The organism is Xanthomonas campestris pv. phormiicola, from assembly GCA_025666215.1.
Classification (GTDB): Bacteria; Pseudomonadota; Gammaproteobacteria; order Xanthomonadales; family Xanthomonadaceae; genus Xanthomonas_A; species Xanthomonas_A campestris_A.
This window is the reverse complement of the sequence record CP102593.1, coordinates 4,418,759-4,438,097: the sequence shown is the minus strand read 5'-3', so window position 1 is coordinate 4,438,097 and position 19,339 is coordinate 4,418,759. Positions and strand designations below refer to the sequence as shown.

General features: G+C 69.4%; 20 protein-coding genes and 1 pseudogene. 16 read left to right on the top strand and 5 right to left on the bottom strand.

All coding sequences use genetic code 11. The annotated features are described in order from the left end of the window. Window positions 1–76: 76 nt before the first annotated feature. Together NRY95_18705 and hemC are read left to right on the top strand one after the other, a co-directional pair. Window positions 77–805, top strand: coding sequence for a LytTR family DNA-binding domain-containing protein (locus NRY95_18705; GenBank protein ID UYC18635.1), 729 nt, complete (start codon window positions 77–79; stop codon window positions 803–805). A gap of 159 nt (window positions 806–964) precedes the next feature. Beyond that, window positions 965–1,888 carry a hydroxymethylbilane synthase gene (gene hemC, locus NRY95_18700; protein ID UYC15704.1) on the top strand — a complete coding sequence of 308 codons (924 nt, stop codon included), beginning with the start codon at window positions 965–967 and terminating at the stop codon, window positions 1,886–1,888. Between the two features lie 214 nt (window positions 1,889–2,102). On the opposite strand, the gene NRY95_18695 is transcribed toward hemC, so the two are convergent. Then, complete coding sequence (locus NRY95_18695) at window positions 2,103–2,891, bottom strand: DUF481 domain-containing protein (protein UYC15703.1); 789 nt, start codon at window positions 2,889–2,891, stop codon at window positions 2,103–2,105. 194 nt (window positions 2,892–3,085) lie between these two features. On the opposite strand from NRY95_18695, the gene NRY95_18690 reads away from it, so the two are divergent. Then, window positions 3,086–4,057, top strand: a complete 972-nt coding sequence (locus tag NRY95_18690) for a YafY family transcriptional regulator (GenBank protein ID UYC15702.1) — start codon at window positions 3,086–3,088, stop codon at window positions 4,055–4,057. Window positions 4,058–4,219: 162 nt separating this feature from the next. Here NRY95_18690 and NRY95_18685 read toward each other — a convergent pair whose 3' ends face one another. Further along, window positions 4,220–4,636 (bottom strand): helix-turn-helix transcriptional regulator, encoded by a 417-nt coding sequence (locus NRY95_18685; GenBank protein UYC15701.1) that lies wholly within the window; start codon window positions 4,634–4,636, stop codon window positions 4,220–4,222. 112 nt (window positions 4,637–4,748) lie between these two features. After that, a complete protein-coding gene (locus NRY95_18680; GenBank protein UYC18634.1) occupies window positions 4,749–5,291 on the bottom strand; it encodes a lipocalin family protein in 543 nt (180 codons plus the stop codon). Between the two features lie 174 nt (window positions 5,292–5,465). Between NRY95_18680 and NRY95_18675 the strand changes: the two genes are divergently transcribed. The 4 genes from NRY95_18675 to NRY95_18660 all read left to right on the top strand — a co-directional run bounded on the left by NRY95_18675 (window position 5,466) and on the right by NRY95_18660 (window position 9,319). Further along, the gene (locus NRY95_18675) at window positions 5,466–5,771 is read left to right on the top strand and encodes a hypothetical protein (GenBank protein ID UYC15700.1); all 306 of its coding nucleotides are present in this window, start codon (window positions 5,466–5,468) and stop codon (window positions 5,769–5,771) included. A gap of 66 nt (window positions 5,772–5,837) precedes the next feature. After that, window positions 5,838–7,949: a prolyl oligopeptidase family serine peptidase gene (locus NRY95_18670; GenBank protein ID UYC15699.1), complete on the top strand. Its 2,112-nt coding sequence runs from the start codon at window positions 5,838–5,840 to the stop codon at window positions 7,947–7,949. A 67-nt stretch (window positions 7,950–8,016) separates the two neighbouring features. Beyond that, complete coding sequence (locus tag NRY95_18665) at window positions 8,017–8,496, top strand: hypothetical protein (protein ID UYC15698.1); 480 nt, start codon at window positions 8,017–8,019, stop codon at window positions 8,494–8,496. A gap of 68 nt (window positions 8,497–8,564) precedes the next feature. After that, window positions 8,565–9,319, top strand: a protein-coding gene (locus NRY95_18660) for an IS5 family transposase (GenBank protein UYC15697.1) whose coding sequence is annotated in 2 segments (ribosomal slippage) — window positions 8,565–8,892 and window positions 8,892–9,319 — 756 coding nt in all. Because the reading frame shifts where the segments join, the coding sequence is not laid out codon by codon here. 21 nt (window positions 9,320–9,340) lie between these two features. Here NRY95_18660 and NRY95_18655 read toward each other — a convergent pair. Further along, on the bottom strand, window positions 9,341–10,552 hold the full coding sequence (locus tag NRY95_18655; GenBank protein UYC15696.1) for a pyridoxal phosphate-dependent aminotransferase: 1,212 nt from the start codon (window positions 10,550–10,552) through the stop codon (window positions 9,341–9,343). Between the two features lie 207 nt (window positions 10,553–10,759). On the opposite strand from NRY95_18655, the gene NRY95_18650 reads away from it, so the two are divergent. Continuing rightward, window positions 10,760–12,847, top strand: coding sequence for a S9 family peptidase (locus NRY95_18650; protein ID UYC18633.1), 2,088 nt, complete (start codon window positions 10,760–10,762; stop codon window positions 12,845–12,847). A gap of 84 nt (window positions 12,848–12,931) precedes the next feature. Here NRY95_18650 and NRY95_18645 read toward each other — a convergent pair. Continuing rightward, window positions 12,932–13,117: pseudogene (locus NRY95_18645) on the bottom strand (IS110 family transposase). A gap of 274 nt (window positions 13,118–13,391) precedes the next feature. Between NRY95_18645 and NRY95_18640 the strand changes: the two are divergent. The 8 genes from NRY95_18640 (at window position 13,392) to hslU (ending at window position 19,023) form a co-directional block, all read left to right on the top strand. Next, the gene (locus NRY95_18640) at window positions 13,392–13,775 is read left to right on the top strand and encodes a YbaN family protein (protein UYC15695.1); all 384 of its coding nucleotides are present in this window, start codon (window positions 13,392–13,394) and stop codon (window positions 13,773–13,775) included. A gap of 100 nt (window positions 13,776–13,875) precedes the next feature. Then, window positions 13,876–14,127: a lipoprotein gene (locus NRY95_18635; GenBank protein ID UYC15694.1), complete on the top strand. Its 252-nt coding sequence runs from the start codon at window positions 13,876–13,878 to the stop codon at window positions 14,125–14,127. Then, window positions 14,120–14,974, top strand: a complete 855-nt coding sequence (gene dapF / locus NRY95_18630) for a diaminopimelate epimerase (GenBank protein ID UYC15693.1) — start codon at window positions 14,120–14,122, stop codon at window positions 14,972–14,974. The genes NRY95_18635 and dapF overlap by 8 nt, the downstream gene beginning before the upstream one ends. After that, a complete protein-coding gene (locus tag NRY95_18625) occupies window positions 14,971–15,642 on the top strand; it encodes a DUF484 family protein (protein ID UYC15692.1) in 672 nt (223 codons plus the stop codon). Before dapF ends, NRY95_18625 begins: the two co-directional genes overlap by 4 nt. 140 nt (window positions 15,643–15,782) lie before the next feature. After that, complete coding sequence (gene xerC, locus NRY95_18620) at window positions 15,783–16,613, top strand: tyrosine recombinase XerC (protein UYC15691.1); 831 nt, start codon at window positions 15,783–15,785, stop codon at window positions 16,611–16,613. Between the two features lie 116 nt (window positions 16,614–16,729). Continuing rightward, window positions 16,730–16,939, top strand: a complete 210-nt coding sequence (locus NRY95_18615; GenBank protein UYC15690.1) for a DUF3079 domain-containing protein — start codon at window positions 16,730–16,732, stop codon at window positions 16,937–16,939. A 63-nt stretch (window positions 16,940–17,002) separates the two neighbouring features. Next, a complete protein-coding gene (hslV, locus tag NRY95_18610) occupies window positions 17,003–17,554 on the top strand; it encodes an ATP-dependent protease subunit HslV (GenBank protein UYC15689.1) in 552 nt (183 codons plus the stop codon). Window positions 17,555–17,655: 101 nt separating this feature from the next. Beyond that, on the top strand, window positions 17,656–19,023 hold the full coding sequence (gene hslU / locus NRY95_18605; protein UYC15688.1) for an ATP-dependent protease ATPase subunit HslU: 1,368 nt from the start codon (window positions 17,656–17,658) through the stop codon (window positions 19,021–19,023). Window positions 19,024–19,339 lie beyond the last annotated feature (316 nt).

Sequence of the window (19,339 nt, the reverse complement as noted above, 5' to 3'; positions counted from 1 at the left end):
CGGCGCGGATGACGGCCCGCCGGCAGCGGGGCTACTATGCGGCGAGACCGCGCTCCAGCCCACTGAGGTGACGTACGTGAAGGTGGTGATCGCCGACGACGAACCCCTGGCGCGCGAGCGCTTGCGCGCGTTGCTGGACGAGCATGCCGGCGTCGAGGTGGTGGCCGAGGCCGGCAACGGCCTGGAGACGCTGCGCGCCTGCGCCGAGTTGCGCCCGGATCTGGTGCTGCTGGACATCGCCATGCCCGGCGTCGACGGCCTGGAGACCGCGCGCCACCTGGCCAGCTTCGAGCCGCGCCCGGCGGTGGTGTTCTGCACCGCCTACGATGCGCACGCGCTGTCCGCGTTCGAGGCCGCGGCGATCGACTACCTGATGAAACCGGTGCGCGCCGAGCGGCTGGCGGCGGCGCTGGAGCGCGCACGCACCTTCATGGCCGGCCGCGGCAGCGCTGCGGCGGTGTCGTCGGCGCAGCGCCGCAGCCATCTGTGCGCGCGGCTGCGCGGCAGCCTGCGGCTGATCCCGGTCGACGACATCCACTACCTGCAGGCCGAGGAGAAGTACGTGGTGGTGCACCATGCGCGCGGCGAGGACCTGATCGAGGAGTCGCTGAAGTCGCTGGAAGAGGAATTCGCCGAGCGCTTCGTGCGCATCCACCGCAACTGCCTGGTCGCGCGCCACGAACTGGTCGAGCTGCGCCGCCTCGGCGAGGGCCAGGTGCATGCGGTGCTGCGCCATGGCAAGCAGCCGCTGGAGGTGAGCCGGCGCTGCGTGGCGCAGTTGCGGCAGGAGATCCGCCATCTTTGAAGGCCGGGATTGGGGATTGGGGATGAGCAGCCGTTCGGCTGTGGAAAGTGGGGATGGGGATGACCGGCCGTTCGGCTGAGGGAAGGCCGGGATTGGCGGCAATGGCAGTCGGCCTCGGTGCCAGCGGCTTGCGGCGGCGCTTTCCGCGATAATGGGCCGATGAAGATCCTGCGCATCGCTACCCGCAAGAGTCCGCTCGCCCTGTGGCAGAGCGAACATGTCGCCGAACGCCTGCGCCAGGCGCACCCGCAGCTGGAGGTGGTGCTGGTGCCGATGAGCACCCGTGGCGACGAAGTGCTGGACCGCTCGCTGGCGGCGATCGGCGGCAAGGGCCTGTTCCTGAAGGAGCTGGAGCTGGCGATGCTGCGCGGCGAGGCCGATTGCGCGGTGCATTCGCTCAAGGACGTGCCGATGGAGCTGGATCCGCCGTTCGCGCTGCCGGCGATCCTGGTCCGCGCCGATCCGGCCGATGCGCTGGTCTCCAATCTGTATGCATCGCTGGAAGCGCTGCCGCTGGGCGCGCGGGTGGGCACTTCGTCGTTGCGCCGGCAGGCGCAGTTGCGCGCGCGGCGCCCGGACCTGCAGTTGCTGGACCTGCGCGGCAACGTCAACACGCGCCTGGCCAAGCTCGACAACGGCGGCTACGACGGCATCGTGCTGGCCTGCGCCGGCTTGCAGCGGCTGGGCCTGGAGGCGCGCATCACCCAGCGCCTGCAGGCGCCGGACTGGCTGCCGGCGCCGGCGCAGGGCGCCATCGCGGTGGAATGCCGCGGCGACGACGCCGCGGCGCTGGGCCTGTTCGCCGCGCTCGACGATGCGCCCACCCGCAGCTGCGTGGAGGCCGAGCGGGCGATGAACCGCGCGCTGCACGGCAGCTGCCACGTGCCGGTGGCCGCGTTCGCGCACTGGCAGGGCGAAGACCTGTTGTTGCAGGGCATGGTCGGTGGGGTCGCCGACGGCCGCCTGGTGCGTGCCGACCTGCAGCGCAGCGCGCAGGACCCGCAGGCGCTGGGCGAGGCGGTGGCCGAGGCGCTGCTCGGCGCCGGCGCCCGCGAGCTGTTGGACGCCGCACTGCCGGCCTGAGCGCAGGCTGGCACACATCCAGCAGCCAGCCCGTAGAGCGGCTTCGGCCGCGACAGGCTCCATCGGCAATGCCTGTCGCGGCTGAAGCCGCCTACAGAACCGCCGTCAGCTGAAATGCCGGGATCGACCCCAACGGCTGGCCGACCATGCACCGGCTCGATCGCCGCCGCCGCACCTGCCTTTGCCAATCCCCAATCCCGACTCCCGGCCTTCCTTACTTGAACTTGTAGACCACGTTCATCGTGGTCAGCGTGTCGGTCTTCTTCTTGTCCTCGCTGACATCGCTGTTGTAACGCGCCTGCCAGGCCGCCTTCAGCGCCAACCGCGAGTTCATGCTGACCGAGATGCCCAGGTCGTTCTGCGCGGAGGTGTTGTACGAACCGGATTCGACCAGCAGGGTGTTGCCCAGTTCGGTGTTGGCGGTCAGGCCGTACTTCACGTCGACCAGGCCGCGGCCGATCAGTCCGGTCTCGGTGCGGTCCTCGGACACGTCGTGGGCGCGGCGCACACCGGGGCCGATCTGCACGTCGATGCTCCTGCGGTCGCCGTCCATGATCCGCGTGCCGTAGCCGATGCCGATCGTGGCCAGTCGGTCGTAGGTGGCGAAATCGTCGCGCTCGTAGCGCAACGAGGCGGTCAGCTGGCGGTGCTCGCCCAGCTGCAGCGCGCTGCCGGCGCTGCCGGTGTAGCGGTTGGAGGTGGTCTGGCGCACGCGCTCGGTGCTGCCGTCGTCGTTGGTGTTGGTGTATTCGGCGCTGGCGCGCAACGCGAACAGGTCGATGCTGTGGATCCAGTCGCCATCCAGGTACTGGCCCTTGAGCCGGCCGTTCAAACTCTCGTTGGAGCTGTTGCCGCGCGAGGAGGCGAAGCCCAGCTCGCCGGAGCCGCTCCACGGTGAACTGCCTGGTTCCGCCGGCGGGGCGGGCACATCGGCGGCCCAGGCCGGGGAGGTGCACAGCAGCAACAAGGTGATGGCGGATACTACGGTGGCGCAGCGGGGCATGGCTTTACTCTCCGGTTGGGGACGCAGCCTTCGGCTAACGGAATGGAAACGATTTCATCATACCGGATCCACATGACGCCCCGGCCGGCGCCAGGCCCCGGCTTCATCGCCGGTTCGGCCGCGCCGCGGCAGTCCGGGGCGCATGCCCGGCTGCGGCGCGTTTTCCGCCACGGACTTCGGACATAATCGGGGCCATGGACCGCTACGAACGCATCAACGCACTGCACCGGCTGCTCAAGTCCGCCCGCTACCCGGTGACGGTGGCGCGCCTGCAGGACGAATTGAGCTGCTCCCGCGCCACCGTCTACCGCGACCTGGCATTCCTGCGCGATGCGCTGATGGCCCCGGTCGAGGGCGACGGCGAGGCTGGATTCCGCTACGAGTCCGGCGAGAGCGACCGCTTCGAGCTGCCCGGGCTGTGGCTCAGTTCCGAGGAGCTGCACGCGCTGCTGGCCTCGCAGCAATTGCTGGCGCGCACCGGCGGCGGGGTGCTGTCCTCGGTGCTGGCGCCGCTGCAGCAGCGCATCGAGAGCCTGCTGGCGGCGCAGGCCGGGGCCACCCACTGGCCGGTGGAGCGGGTGCGGGTGATCCCGCACCGCGGCCGCAAGCTCGACGAGGCCAGCTTCCGCACCGTCGCCTCGGCGGTGCTGGAGCGCAAGCGGCTGTCGTTCGACTACCGCGCGCGCTCCACCGACGAATCGACCAAGCGCACGGTGTCGCCGCAGCGCATCACCCACTACCGCGACAACTGGTACCTGGACGCCTGGGACCACGGCCGCGATGCGGTGCGCAGCTTCGCGGTGGACCGGATCAACCATGCGCGGCTGCTCGACCAGGCGGCGCAGGACGTGGCCGACGAGGAGCTGGATTCGCAGCTGGCGGCCAGCTACGGCATCTTCTCCGGCGCCCCCAAGGGCTGGGCGACGATCGTGTTCAGCCCCAAGGCGGCGCGCTGGGTCGCCGACGAGCACTGGCATTCCAAGCAGCAGGGGCGCTTCCTGGCCGACGGCCGCTACGAACTGAAGGTGCCGTACAGCGTCTCGCGCGAGTTGCTGATGGACGTGCTGCACTACGGGTCGGATGCGGAAATCGTCGAGCCGCGCTCGCTGCGCGAACAGGCCAAGTCGCTGCTGTCGCTGGCGCTGAGCAACTACAGCGACGACTAGCGGATTTCCGATCCAGGCGCCGTGCCTTTGCGGCAGCGGCTTCAGCCCCGGCTGCTTCCCAAGCCGGGCAGCTGGCCGGCTCGGTTCGTCGCGACTGAAGTCGCGACGGTGTCGGCCGCAGCGCGCTTGCCGCCGCTGCGCTCGTCGCGCTTGGAACCGCTTCTACGCTTCATCCAGCGGTGCGCCGCCGCTGCTGAGGATGCTGCCGATGTTGGTTTCGATCCAGTCCACCAGTGCCTGCACATGCGTCGCCGCATCCTCGCCCAGCGGGGTCAGCGCGTATTCCACGTGCGGCGGGACGACCGGATAGGCGGTGCGTTGCACCAGGCCGTGCGCTTCCAGCGCCTGCAGGGTCTGCGACAGCATCTTCTCGCTGACCCCTTCGAGCTTGCGGCGCAGGTCGCCGAAACGATGCGTGCCCTTGCGCAGGGCCACCAGCACCAGCACGCCCCAGCGGCTGGTCACATGGCTGAGCACGGCGCGCGAGGGGCAGTGCTGCGCGAACACCTGGCCGCGCGTGGGATCCGCGGCGGGAGCGCGCGGCGCAGTGCAGAGGATGTCGGAGGGGACGCTGGCCAATCGGTGTACCTGTCTGGGGGGGCGGACCGGTCCGATCATACGTGGGCCGGCTGGCGCTTCGCTGAGCGGGGGGGATCGGTGCGGCAACCTGTTTGCGCAGTGATGGCACGCCCTAGGGCTTGCTCGGCACTTCGAACCCGAGCTTGCCGACCTGGTCGCGGCGCTGCGCCACGCGCTTGAGCTTGTCCACCTTGATCCCGTAATCGTGGTCCAGCTTGCCGACCAGTTCGCGATACTGCTTGTAGTCCATGTCCGGCGTGCGCGAGAACACCCAGGCCAGGTCGCGGCCGGGATAGTCGATCAGCGCCCAGGAATAGTCCGGCGCCACCTCGAGGATGCGGTACTTGGTCGGGACCACGGCGAAGAACCAGGTGGTCCAGCGGCGGTCGCCGGTGCCGTCCTTGACCGTGGCGCGCGAGGTGACTTCCTTGACCGGCTCGTCGAAGCCTTCGCGGTACTGGTAGCGCACGGCGATCTTGCCGTCTTCCTTGAGCGTGTACTCGTCGCTGCTGGCGACGTGGCCGCGCTCGGCGAAGTAGGGCACGTGCGCGATCACGTACCAGCGGCCCATGAAGCGCTGCAGGTCGATCGGCGGCTGCTGCGAGGGTTCCTGCTCCGGGGATTTCGCCCGCGCCGCCGGCAGGGGGACGGCCATGCCCAGCAGCAGCACGGAGGCGAACAGGGAAAGCAGGCGCATAAGGCAGGATCCGGAGGCTCGAGGGGGCACGCTACTCAGTATCGGGCGAAAGTGATGTCAATAGTGGGTCGCAGCCGTTGAGATGGCCGCGCGGCAGGCTGCGCCCCTCAGCCCTGCTCCGGAGTCGCCGCCATGCCGATCGCCCGTTCGTCCCGCCCCGCCCACGCGCCGCACCCCGCGCTGCGCCGCCTGGTGCGGCAGGCGCTGCTCGCCGGCCTGGCCCTGGTGCTGGTGTGGCCGGCGGCGCGCGGCCACAGCGAATGGCTGGGCTGGCGGCCGCTGTGGCTGCTGGGCATGCCGCTGAGCGCGTGGTGGGCGCTGCACCGCTTCCCGCTGCCGCTGCGGCCGCTGCGGCGGATCCTGGCGCGGGTGCGGCCCCGGGTGCAGGCGCGGCGCCGGCGGCATGCGCCGGCCTGGCGGCTCACCCGCGCGGCCTGACCTTCGGCAGGGGAGGGCCGCGGCCCTGCATGCTACGGTTCGGGGCTGCTCTCCTGGACCTGTCCCATGCCCTCTCTTGCCCATGCCTGCCTGCTCGCCGGACTGATCGTCTCCGGCACCGCCGCGGCCAAGGAAACCGCAATGCCCCAAGATCCCTATGCCTGGCTCGAAGACGTCACCGGCGCCAAGCCGCTGGACTGGGTCAAGGCGCAGAACGCCAGGACCGAGGCGCGGCTGACCGCGCAGCCGGGCTTCCAGGCGCGCGAGGCCGGCATCCGCGAGGTGCTGGACTCGGACGCGAAGATCCCGGCGGTGCAGAAGATCGGCCCGTACTACTACAACCTGTGGAAGGACCGCGAGCACGAGCGCGGGCTGTGGCGGCGCACCACCCTGGAGGAGTACCGCAAGCCCGAGCCGACGTGGGAGACGGTGCTGGACCTGGATGCGCTGAACAAGGCCGAGGGCGAGAACTGGGTATGGCACGGCGCCGATTGCCTGCGCCCGGACTACCGCCGCTGCCTGATCGCGCTGTCGCGCGGCGGCGCCGACGCCGACGTCACCCGCGAGTTCGACCTGGGCAGCAAGCAGTGGGTCAAGGACGGCTTCTTCCGTCCCGAGGCCAAGGGTGGCCTGGGCTGGATCGATGCCGACACCGTCTACCTCTACACCGATTTCGGCGCCGGCTCGCTGACCAGCTCCGGCTATCCGCGCGTGGTCAAGCAGTGGAAGCGCGGCACCCCGCTGCAGAGCGCGAGCCTGGTCTACGAAGGCAAGCCGGAAGACATGTACATCGCCGCGATGCACGACGACACGCCCGGCTACGAGCGCGATTTCGTCAGCCGCACGCTGGCGTTCTACAACGACGAGCTGTACCTGCGGGGCGCCGATGGCCGCCTGCGCAAGATCGAGGCGCCCAACTCGGCCAACAAGCGCGTGCACCGGCAATGGCTGACCCTGGAATTGCGCGATCCGTGGACCGTGGACGGCACCACCTATCCGGCCGGTGCGCTGCTGGTCGCCAAGTTCGACGACTTCATGGCCGGCAAGCGCGCGTTCCAGGTGCTGTTCGCTCCGACCGAGACCGCGTCGCTGGCCTCGTTCGCGTGGACCAGGTCGCACCTGGTGCTGAACGTGCTCGACAACGTCAAGAGCCGGCTGTGGGTGCTGACCCCGGGCGAAGGCGGGGGCGAGTGGACGCGCACGCCGTTCCCGGTCGGCGACCTGGCCTTCGGCAGCACCAGCGTGGATGCGGTCGATGCCGACGAGAACGACCAGGTGTGGCTGACCTCCACCGATTTCCTGACCCCGACCACGCTGATGCTGGCCGACGTGCAGCGCGGCCCGCAGAGCATCGAGACGCTGAAGGCGATGCCGAGCTTCTTCGATGCGTCCAAGGACGCGATCGAGCAGCACTTCGCCGTGTCCAAGGACGGCACCAAGGTCCCGTACTTCCTGGTCCGGCCGAAGCAGCTCAAGCTGGACGGCAGCCATCCGACCCTGCTGTACGCCTACGGCGGCTTCGAGGTCTCGATGACCCCGTTCTATTCCGGCGGCCTCGGCCGCGCCTGGCTCGACCAGGGCGGCGTGTACGCGCTGGCCAATATCCGCGGCGGCGGCGAGTACGGCCCGCGCTGGCACCAGGCGGCGCTGAAGCAGAACCGGCACAAGGCCTACGAGGACATGGCCGCGGTGGCGCAGGACCTGGCCGCGCGCAGGATCACCTCGGCCAGGCACCTGGGCGTGCAGGGCGGCAGCAACGGCGGGCTGATGGCCGGCAACATGCTGGTGCAGTACCCGCAGCTTTTCGGCGCGGTGGTGGTGCAGGTGCCGCTGCTGGACATGAAGCGCTACAGCCACCTGCTGGCCGGCGCCTCGTGGATGGCCGAGTACGGCAATCCGGACACCGACGACTGGACCTACATCCAGACCTTCTCGCCGTACCACCTGTTCGACCCGAAGAAGACCTATCCGCCGGTGATCTTCCTGACCTCCACCCGCGACGACCGGGTGCACCCGGGGCATGCGCGCAAGATGGCGGCGAAGATGATCGACGCCGGCAAGGACGTGAGCTACTACGAGAACACCGAAGGCGGCCACGGCGGTGCGGCCAACAACGCGCAGGCCGCGCACATGCAGGCGCTGGCGTATGGGTTCCTGTGGGAGCGGCTGGCCAAGTGATCGCTGCGGTCCGCTTCCGGGCACGGAAGCGGACCTTCGTCTTGTGGTGGCACGAAGAGAAAACGCGATGCTGCTGAATCTGGCGCTGGCCCTCGCGGCCAGCCACTGCACGGTGGAGCGCGCGCGCTATGCGTTGCGCGACGATCCGGCGCTCACCGCGCGCTTCGTCGCGGTGGCGTCCGGCCCGGCCTGGCCAGCGCATTTGGCATTGCGCCTGCAATCGGCGCGCAGCGGCCGCGCGTATTGGTTCCTGCCTGCCGATGGCGGCAGCGACGGGCGCCAACTGCTGGCCTCGACCACCGATCCGACCCTGCCGGCTTGGCAGGCGCCGGATCCCGACGGCGGTGCGCGTCCGCTCGGCGAGGCCGAGTACATCGGCACCGACGCCGACTACACCTTGCTGGATCGGGTGCCGCGGCGCGGCGGCGATGCGCCCGCGCACTTCCTGGTGCCGGAGTTGCGCGAACTGCTGTGGTACCGCACGCCACCGGATCGGCGCGAAGCCAGCGCGCGGCAGTTCTTCGACCAGGTGGGATGCGGCGACTGAGCGGCTAGGGCTTGTCATCATTTGCTGAGATAGGCGATGCTTGTCGCCCCCTCCCGCATCGCCCTGCAATGAGACGTCGCTACGCCCTTCGAGACGATCAGTGGGATCGCATCCGCGATCTGCTTCCCGGCCGAGCCGGCCATGTCGGTGTGACCGCCAAGGACAATCGACTGTTCGTCGAAGCCGTGCTGTACCGCTACCGCGCCGGCATTCCCTGGCGGGACCTGCCTGAGCGCTTCGGTGATTTCCGCGTCATCCACCTACGACATACCCGCTGGAGCCGGTCAGGCGTCTGGCAACGGGTGTTCCAGGCCCTGTCAGAAGACGCGGACAACGAATACGCGATGATCGACAGCACCATCGTCCGGGCGCATCAGCACAGCGCCGGGGCAAAAGGGGGGAGCCGCAGGCCATCGGACGCAGCCGCGGCGGACTGAGCAGCAAGATCCACGCGGTGGTCGATGCGCTGGGCAATCCGGTGGCATTTCATCTGACCGCAGGCCAGGCCTCGGATCTGGAAGGTGCAGATGCCTTGTTGCCGCGATTGTCGGTCGGCGCCTTGCTCGCTGATCGAGCCTACGACGCCAGCGCACGGGTCATCGAGCCGATGCGGCGACAGGAGACGCAGATCGTCATCCCCTCCCATCCAACACGCAAGGTGCAGCGTGACTACGACCGGGTGTTGTACAGGGATCGACACCTGATCGAGAACTTCTTCGCCAGACTCAAGCAGTACCGGGCCATTGCCACCCGCTACGACAAGACAGCCTGCAACTTCCTCGGCGCGATCTACTGGATCGCCTCGGTCATTTTGCTAAATTGATGACAGGCCCTAGCGCTCGCGTCAGCGCGACCAGCGCACCAGCCCGCGCGCGATCCGCGCCACCGCTTCCTGCAACCGCGGCAGGCTCTGCGTATAGGCGATGCGCACATGCTGGCGCGCGCGGTGCTGGCCGAAGTCCACGCCCGGGGTGAACGCCACGTGCTCGGTTTCCAGGAAATGCGCGCAGAACGCCTGCGCGTCGTCGGTGAACGCGCTCACGTCGGCGTACAGGTAGAACGCGCCCTGCGGTTCCACTTCGATGCGCAAGCCAAGCGCGCGCAGCGCCGGCAGCAGGTAGTCGCGGCGCTGGCCGAATTCGGCGCGGCGCGCTTCCAGGATCTGCAGGGTTTCCGGCAGGAAACAGGCCAGCGCCGCATGCTGGGCGATGCTCGAGGCGCTGATGTACAGGTTCTGCGCCAGCTTCTCCAGCGACGCCACCGCCGCGCGCGGCGCCACCAGCCAGCCCAGGCGCCAGCCGGTCATGCCGAAGTACTTGGAGAAGCTGTTGAGCACGTAGGCGCTGTCGTCGACCTCGAGCACGCTGGGCGCGTCGGTGCCGTAGCTGAGGCCGTGGTAGATCTCGTCGACCACCAGGTGGCCGCCGCGCGCGCGCAGCGCCTGCGCCAGCGCGGCCAGTTCGGCGCGGTCCAGCACGGTGCCGGTCGGGTTGGCCGGCGAGGCCACCAGCGCGCCGACGCTGTCGGCGTTCCAGTGCGCATCCAGCAAGGCCGGGGTCAACTGGTAGCGGCTGTCCGGACCGACCGGCACCAGCTGCGCCGCGCCTTCCACCAGGCGCAGGAAATGCCGGTTGCACGGATAGCCGGGGTCGGCCATCAGCCAGCGCTTGCCCGGATCCACCAGCAGCGCGCTGGCCAGCAGCAGCGCGCCGGAACCACCGGGGGTGATCAGGATCCGCGCCGGGTCCAGGTCCACGTCGTGGCGTTGCCGGTAGAAGCCGGCCAAGGCCTCGCGCAGGGCTGGCAGTCCGCGCGCGGCGGTGTAGCGGGTATGGCCGGCGGCCAGGGCGGCCTGGCCGGCGGCGACGATCGGCGCGGCGGTGGTGAAGTCCGGTTCGCCGATCTCCAGGTGGATCACGTCGTGGCCGGCCTGTTGCAGTTCGTTGGCGCGGGCCAGCAGCGCCATCACGTGGAACGGCTCGATGTCGCGGCTGCGCTGGCTGTAGGCGGGCAGCGCGTGCGGCGCAGTACGGAGTTCGGTCGGAAGCGGGCTCATGGCCCGATGATAGAGGAGCGCGGCGCACGAAACCGTTGCGCGCGCTTGCCAGGATGCGGCGTTGCGCGGAGACTCGGCCGGCACCGTGCGGCGCCGCGCCGCATGCCTGCCGCCTCCCGGCCCGGGCGGCGCGTCCTTCGTTGCGTTACTGCCGCCGGAGCCCCATTGATGCACCACCGTTCCCTGCTAGCGAGCTTCCTGCTGCTCATGACCGCGCCCTTCGCTTCCGCCCTCGCCACCGATGCCACCCCGCCGCACCCGGCCAAACAGCCGCACACGGTCGCCGCGCCGTTCGGCGCCACCCGCCAGGACGACTATTACTGGCTGCGCGACGACAAGCGCGAGCATCCGCAGATGCTGGCGTATCTCAACGCCGAGAACGCCTACGCCGACCAGGTGCTGAAGCCGCTCAAGCCGCTGGAGGACACGCTGTACAAGGAGATCGTCGGCCGCATCAAGCAGGACGACAGCAGCGTGCCGTACCGCGAGCGCGGTTACTGGTACTACACCCGCTTCGAGAGCGGCAAGGACTACCCGGTGCATGCGCGGCGCAAGGGCAGCATGGACGCGGCCGAGGACATCCTGCTCGACGTCAACGCGATGGCCGCAGGCAAGGGCTATTTCAGCCTGGGCGATGCGGTGGTCAGCCAGGACAACCGCCTGCTGGCCTGGACCGAGGACGACGTCGGCCGCCGCCAGTACGTGGTGCGCTTCAAGAACCTGGAGACCGGCGAGGTCTACCCCGACCGCGTGCCCGGCGTGTCGCCGGAGGTGGTCTGGGCCGACGACAACAAGACCCTGTTCTACGTCGAGAACGACCCCGAAACCCTGCTCACCGTGCGCGTCAAGAAGCATGTGCTGGGCACGCCGGCCGCGCAGGACGCGCTGGTCTACGAAGAGAAGGACGACAGCTTCTACATGGGCGTGGGCCGCACCCGCGACGACAAGTACATCGTCATCGGCGTGGAAAGCACGGTGGCCTCCGAGCAGCGCTACGCGCCGGCCGCCGACCCGCAGCATTTCACCGTGCTGGCGCCGCGCGAGCGCGACGTCGAGTACAGCGCCGACCATTTCGACGGGCGCTGGGTGATCCGCACCAACTGGAAGGCCAAGAACTACGCGTTGATGACCGCACCCGACGGCGCCACCAAGCGCTCGCAGTGGCAGGCCTGGCTGCCCTACGACGAGAAGGTGTTCATCGACGGCTTCGAGCTGTTCGACGGCTTCACCGCGATCGCCGAGCGTTCCGACGGCCTGGAGCGGATCCGCCTGCACTTCGCCGACGGCAAGGAGGACTACGTCAAGGCCGACGAGCCGGCGTACTCGATGGGCCTGTCGGTCAATCCCGAGCCGGACACGCCGTGGCTGCGCTACAGCTACACCTCGCTGACCACGCCGGCCACCACCTACGAACTCAACACCCGCACCGGCGAGCGCAAGCTGCTCAAGCAGCAGCCGGTGATCGGCTACGACGCGAGCAAGTACCAGACCGAGCGCGTGTGGGTGACCGCGCGCGACGGGGTCAAGGTGCCGGTGTCGCTGGTGTACAAGAAGGGCTTCAAGAAGGACGGCACCGCGGCGCTGTACCAGTACGCCTACGGCAGCTACGGCATGTCCACCGATCCCAACTTCAACCTGCCGGTGGTCAGCCTGCTTGACCGCGGCGTGGTCTACGCCATCGCGCACATCCGCGGCGGCCAGGAGATGGGCCGCGACTGGTACGACCAGGGCAAGCTGCTCAACAAGAAGAACACCTTCACCGACTTCATCGACGTCACCCGCGGCCTGGTCAAGCTGGGCTATGCGGCGCCGGACCGCGTCGCCGCGGCCGGCGGCAGCGCCGGCGGGCTGCTGATGGGCGCGGTGGCGAACATGGCGCCGCAGGATTACCGGGTGCTGGTGGCGCAGGTGCCGTTCGTCGACGTGGTCACCACCATGCTCGACCCGAGCATTCCGTTGACCACCAACGAATACGACGAGTGGGGCAATCCGGAGCAGAAGCAGTACTACGACTACATGCTCGGCTATTCGCCGTACGACAACGTCACCCGCCAGGCGTATCCGGCGCTGTTCGTCGGCACCGGCCTGTGGGATTCGCAGGTGCAGTACTGGGAGCCGGCGAAATGGGTGGCGAAGCTGCGCGAGGACAACACCGGCACCCGCCCGATCGTGTTCCGGGTCAACATGGAAGCCGGCCACGGCGGCAAGTCCGGGCGTTTCCGCCGCTACCGCGAGCAGGCCGAGTCGTACGCGTTCATGCTCGACCAGTTGGGCGTGGAAAAGGCGACGAACTAAGGCGGACCGGCGCGGCGCCCTGTCGCGGCCGACGCCGCTCCTGCACGAAGCAGGCCGGGTGCACTGTAGATACCGTCTTCCCCTCTAACAGGCAAGGGCCTTTTGAGGATCGAAGGGGGGGCGTGATGTGAGCACGCCGTAGGCGATGTGCAGTAGCTTGCGCATGGCGGCGCAGATGATCTGCTTGCTGGCCTTGCCGCGTTCGCGCATGCGCTGCTTCAGCGCCCGCAGGACCGGATTGTGGGTCATGGCGACCAGCGCGGGCATGTAGAGCCCGGCGCGCAGGCGTGGGGAGCGGCTTCAGCCGCGACGGGTTCCGAAGCCGATGACTGTCGGATTCCGCGTCGCGACTGAAGTCGCTCCCACAAGGGCAGGGCGCGCCGAGTGCCGGCCGGGTGCATTGTGGGAGGGACTTCAGCCCCGACTGCATGACGCCCGGCAAGCACGGCGCTCCGCTCCTCGCGACTGAACTCGCCCGCGCAAGCGGCGGGCATCAAGGGCCTATTCCCGCATCGCCATCCGGCCGCGGCTTTATCATGCGCCGATGGAACCTCCTTCCCGTTTCCGCTGGGCCTGGTGGCTGCTGGCCTACGTCAGCCTGGCCACGGGCATCGTCGGCATCTTCGTGCCGGGCTTGCCGACCACGGTGTTCGTGCTGATCTCGGCCTATGCCGCCTCGCGCGGCTCCGAGCGCCTGCGCCGGCGGTTGCTGGAGGATCCGCGCTTCGGCGCCAGCATCCGCGACTGGGAAGCGCACGGCGCGGTCAGCCGCCGCGGCAAGTGGATGGCCACGCTGACCATGGCGGTGTGTGCGCTGGTGTTGCTGCTGTTCGTGCACAAGCCATGGGTGCAGGTCGTGGCGATCGGCTGCATGAGCTGCGTGGCGCTGTGGCTGTGGCTGCGCCCGGAGCCGCCGCCGCGCGATTGAAGCGGGAGCGCGCGTCTGCATGGACCCAGGCGTGGCTGCGCCTGGCCGCAGCGTGGCAGGCGGCACAGCCGGTTCATGCCCTTCTGGCTATACTCGGCGCATGAGCACATCGTTCCGTCATCCGATCCGTATCGCCCTGTTCGGCGCCGCCCTGCTGGCGCTGTCCGGGTGCGGCAACAAGGGCCCGCTGGTGATGCCGCAGAAGCCGGTTCCGGTGGAAGCCGCACCGGCCGCCGCGCCCGACGCGACGCCGCCGGCCAGCACCGATCCGGCCGGCCAGGCGCAGCCGGTCGATGGCCAGCAGAAGCCGGCCGACGCCACCAGCACCACGCCCACCGATGGGAATGAGTGAGGCCAGCGTCGCGGCGCGCCTGCGCTTTTCCAAGATGCAGGGCGCGGGCAACGATTTCGTCGTGCTCGACCTGCGCGACGGCACCCCGCCGCCGGACGCCGCGCTGGCGGTGCGCCTGGCCGACCGCCACTTCGGCATCGGCTGCGACCAGCTGCTGACCATCGAAGCGCCGCGCTCGGCGGACGCGGTGGCCAGCTACCGCATCTGGAATACCGATGGCAGCCTGGCCGGGCAGTGCGGCAACGGCGCGCGCTGCGTCGCCGCCTGGCTGGTGCGCGACGGCGCCGCCGGCAGCGATCCGTTCGTCATCGACAGTCCGCTCGCCTCGCATCGCATCGAACGCGGTGCCGATGGCCAGTTCGCAGTGGCGATGGGGGTGCCGCGTTTCGCCCCGCAAGAGGTGCCGTTGATCGGCTTCCCGCGCGCGCGCGAGGAATACGTGCTGCCGCTGCAGGGCGGCAGCGTGCGCTTCGGTGCGGTGTCGATGGGCAATCCGCACGCGGTGCTGGAAGTGGGCCTGGTCGATGCGGCGCCGCTCGAACGGCTGGGGCCGTTGCTGCAGCAGCATGCGTCGTTTCCCGATTCGGTCAATGTCGGCTTCGCCCAGGTGATCGACCGCGGCCATGTGCGCCTGCGCGTGTACGAGCGCGGCGTCGGCGAGACCCTGGCCTGCGGCAGCGGCGCCTGCGCGGCCGCGGCGGTGCTGATCCAGCGCGGCCGCGTGGACCGCGACGTGCGCGTGGTGCTGCCCGGCGGCGAGCTGCGCATCCGCTGGCCGCACGACGCGGCGCCGGTGGTGATGTCCGGGCCGGCCGCATTCGTTTTCGATGGGGAGTGGATCCGATGAGCGAGACCCAGGACAAGATCGGCGCGCACGAAATCGCCGCATGGCTGCGCCGCCACCCCGCGTTCCTGAAACAGTTCCCCGACCTGGCGCTGACCCTGGTGGTGCCGCGCGACGACGGCCCGACCGCGTCGCTGGCCAGCTACCAGCTGGAAGTGCTGCGCGACAAGAACCGCGAGCTGTCGCGGCGCCTGTCCGAGTTGGCCGCCAATGCGCAAGTCAACGAGCGTCTGGCGGTGCGCACTCACCAGCTGACCCTGGCGCTGATGCGGCAGACCAGCGCCGCCGACAGCGTGCGCGCGATGGCCGCCTCGCTGCAGGAGGATTTCCAGGGCGACCTGGTCAGCATCGTGCTGCTGCAGCCGCTGCCCGGGCTGGAGCCGGCGCCGTGGCTGCAGATCCTGGCGCAGGACGATCCGCGGCTGGCGCCGTTCCGCGACTGCCTGCGCGACGGCGAGCCGATCTGCGGCCGCCTGCAGCCGGAGAAGCAGGCGCTGCTGTACGCCGAGCGCGTCGAGGACGTGCAGTCCACCGCGCTGTTGCCGCTGCCGGGCGTGGGCCTGCTGGCGGTCGGCAGCCGCGATCCGAACCGCTTCTATCCCGGCATGGGCACCTTGTTCCTGCGCATGATGGGCGAGTCGCTGACGGTGGCGCTGCAGCGCTTCGCATGAAGGTCGGGACGCGGGACTCGGGACTCGGGACCCGGAAAAAGCGGGCCGACGCGCGCGCCGAGACTTCGGCCGACGCAGCCGAGTCCCGAGTCCCGGGTCCCGAGTCCCGCTTCCTCGCCTATCTGCAGGTCGAACGGCGCATGTCCGCGCATACGCTGGACGCCTACCGCCGCGATCTCGCCGCGCTGGCGGCGTGGGCGGCGGACAATGCCGGCGGCGAACTGGTCGCGCTCGGCGCCGAGCAGCTGCGCCATTTCATCGCCGCCGAGCACCGCCGCGGGCTGTCGCCGAAGAGCCTGCAGCGGCGCCTGTCGGCGTGCCGCAGTTTCTATGCCTGGTTGCTCAAGCACGGCCAGATCGCGGCCAGTCCGGCCGCCGCGCTGCGTGCGCCGAAGGCGCCGCGCAAGCTGCCGCAGGTGCTGGACGCGGACGAGGCGGTACGCCTGGTCGAAGTGCCGACCGACGTGCCGCTGGGCCTGCGCGACCGCGCGCTGCTGGAGCTGTTCTATTCCTCCGGGCTGCGCCTGAGCGAGCTGTGCGCGCTGCGCTGGCGCGACCTGGATTTCGCCAGCGGCCTGGTCCGCGTGCTCGGCAAGGGCAACAAGCAGCGGCTGGTGCCGGTCGGCTCGCACGCGCGCAAGGCGCTGCTGGAATGGCAGGCGGAAACCAAGGCGGCGGCCGAGGCGCCGGTGTTCCCGGGCCGTGGCGGCGCGCCGATCGGCGCGCGTGCGGTGCAGATCCGGATCAAGCAGTTGGCCGGGCGCCAGGGCCTGTTCAAGCACGTGCACCCGCACATGCTGCGGCACAGCTTCGCCAGCCACATCCTCGAATCCTCCGGCGACCTGCGCGGCGTGCAGGAGCTGCTCGGCCATGCCGACATCGCCACCACGCAGATCTACACCCACCTGGATTTCCAGCATCTGGCCAAGGTCTACGACGCCGCGCATCCGCGCGCCAAGCGCAAGTCCTGACGCCTGAACGGGCGCGCCACGAGCGCCCGATGCTCGCCTGCGTTTGTCTTCGATCAAGGCGCGCCTCGCCGCCGCTGCGGACACTGCCCACCGGAGTGCGCCGAACAGGCAGGACGATGGCCAAACCCTTTCCGTTGCAGCCCAAGCATCCCGAGCGGATCTGCCGGGGTTGCGACCGCGACTGCGCGGCGGACGATCTGGCCTGCGGCAACGGCTCGGGGCGGGTCATGCACCCGATCGAGATGCAGGGCGGGGACCGGTATCTGTGCTGGGGCACCGAAGCGGAGCCCCAGCGTCCGAGCCACGCCAAGATTGCCAACGGCTGACAAGCGGATGCTTGAACGGGCCGTCGCCTGCCCCCACACCTGAAGAACCGCTCAGGAGGCCGCATGGACCCCAGTCAGAATCCCAACGTTTTCCACGCCACCACGATCCTGTCGGTGCGCCGCAACGGCCACGTCGCCGTGGCCGGCGATGGCCAGGTGACGCTGGGCCACACCGTGATGAAGGGCAATGCGCGCAAGGTGCGCCGGCTCGGCCGCGACGGCCAGGTGCTGGCCGGCTTCGCCGGCGCCGCCGCCGATGCGTTCACCCTGTTCGAACTGTTCGAGGCCAAGCTCGAAAAGCACGGCCAGCTGACCCGCGCGGCGGTGGAACTGGCCAAGGACTGGCGTACCGAACGCCGCCTGGGCAAGCTCGAGGCGCTGCTGGCGGTGGCCGACAGGGAAACCTCGCTGATCATCAGCGGCACCGGCGATGTGATCGAGCCGGAGGACGGCATCATCGCCATCGGCTCCGGCGGCTCCTACGCGCTGTCGGCGGCGCGCGCGCTGCTCGGCCACACCGAACTGGACGCCAGGACCATCGCGGTCGAGGCGCTGAACATCGCCGGCGACATCTGCATCTATACCAATCGCAACGTGGTGGTCGAGGAGCTGTGATTCGGGAGTCGGGATTGGGGATTCGCAAAAGCGCTCCTCTCCCTGTGCCCGGACACGCCTCGATCGTTCCTACTCCGCTCTTACGAATCTCCAATCCCCCAATGCCCAATCCCGACACCTCAACCATGACCCCGCGCGAGATCGTGCAGGAGCTGGACCGCCACATCGTCGGCCAGCACGACGCCAAGCGCGCGGTGGCGATCGCGCTGCGCAACCGCTGGCGGCGCATGCAGCTGCCCGATGCGCTGCGCAACGAAGTGATGCCCAAGAACATCCTGATGATCGGCCCCACCGGCGTTGGCAAGACCGAGATCGCGCGGCGCCTGGCGACGCTGGCCAATGCGCCGTTCGTCAAGGTCGAGGCCACCCGCTTCACCGAGGTCGGCTACGTCGGCAAGGACGTGGAGCAAATCGTGCGCGACCTGGCCGACACCGCGGTCAAGCTGTACCGCGAACAGGCCAAGACCCGCGTGCGCACCCAGGCCGAGGAGCGCGCCGAAGACCGCATCCTCGACGCGCTGCTGCCGCGGCGCAGCGCCGGCATCGGCTTCGATCCGGAAGCCGCGCGCAACGAGCCCTCGGCGCAGGACAACGACACCCGCAGCAAGTTCCGGCGCATGCTGCGCGCCGGCGAACTGGACGAGCGCGAGATCGAGCTGGACGTGGCGGTCAACGTCAGCATGGACATCATGACCCCGCCGGGCATGGAGGAAATGGGCCAGCAGCTGCGGCAGATGTTCTCCAACCTGGGCGGCAGCAAATCGCAGTCGCGCAAGCTGACGATCAAGGCGGCGCGGCCGCTGCTGATCGAGGAAGAGGCGGGCAAGCTGGTCAACGAGGAAGACGTGCGCGCCGCGGCGATCGAGGCCTGCGAGCAGCACGGCATCGTGTTCATCGACGAGATCGACAAGGTCGCCAAGCGCGGCGAGGCCGGGTCCTCCGGCGGCGACGTGTCGCGCGAAGGCGTGCAGCGCGACCTGCTGCCGCTGGTCGAAGGCTCCAACGTCAGCACCAAGTACGGCACGGTCAAGACCGACCATATCCTGTTCATCGCGTCGGGCGCGTTCCACCTGGCCAAGCCCAGCGACCTGATCCCGGAGCTGCAGGGCCGCTTCCCGATCCGCGTGGAACTGTCGGCGCTGTCCAAGGACGATTTCATCCGCATCCTCACCGAGCCGAAGGCGGCGCTGAGCAAGCAGTACGAAGCGCTGCTGCTGACCGAAGGCGTGACCCTGAGCTTCACCGAGGATGCGATCGACCGCCTCGCCGAGATCGCGTTCCTGGTCAACGAGCGCCAGGAGAACATCGGCGCGCGGCGCCTGCACACGGTGCTCGAGCGCCTGCTCGATACGTTGAGCTTCGAGGCGCCGGATCGCGACGGCCAGAGCGTCGTCGTCGATGCCGCCTACGTCAACACGCACCTGGGCGAGCTGGTGCAGGATCCGGATCTGAGCCGCTACATCCTGTAACTCCGGCGTGCCGGCTGGGCGCAGGCGAGCCTGCGCCGCAGTGCGCGCAACTGCTTGCTTGCGGTCGGTACAGTTGTGGGAGCGACTTCAGTCGCGACGGGCTTTCCCGGGAAAGCTGCGTCGCGACTGAAGTCGCTCCCACAGAATTCATCTGCAAACCGCAGATGCAAGAACGCACGCCTCGCAGCGCGACGGCGCTGCTGGCTGGTATGCGGCCACGAATGCCTGCCAGGGCGTCGTTCTCCGGAACCCTGTAGGAGCGGCTTCAGCCGCGACCGGGGGCGTTACCGGTGATGCCCGGTCGCGGCTGAAGCCG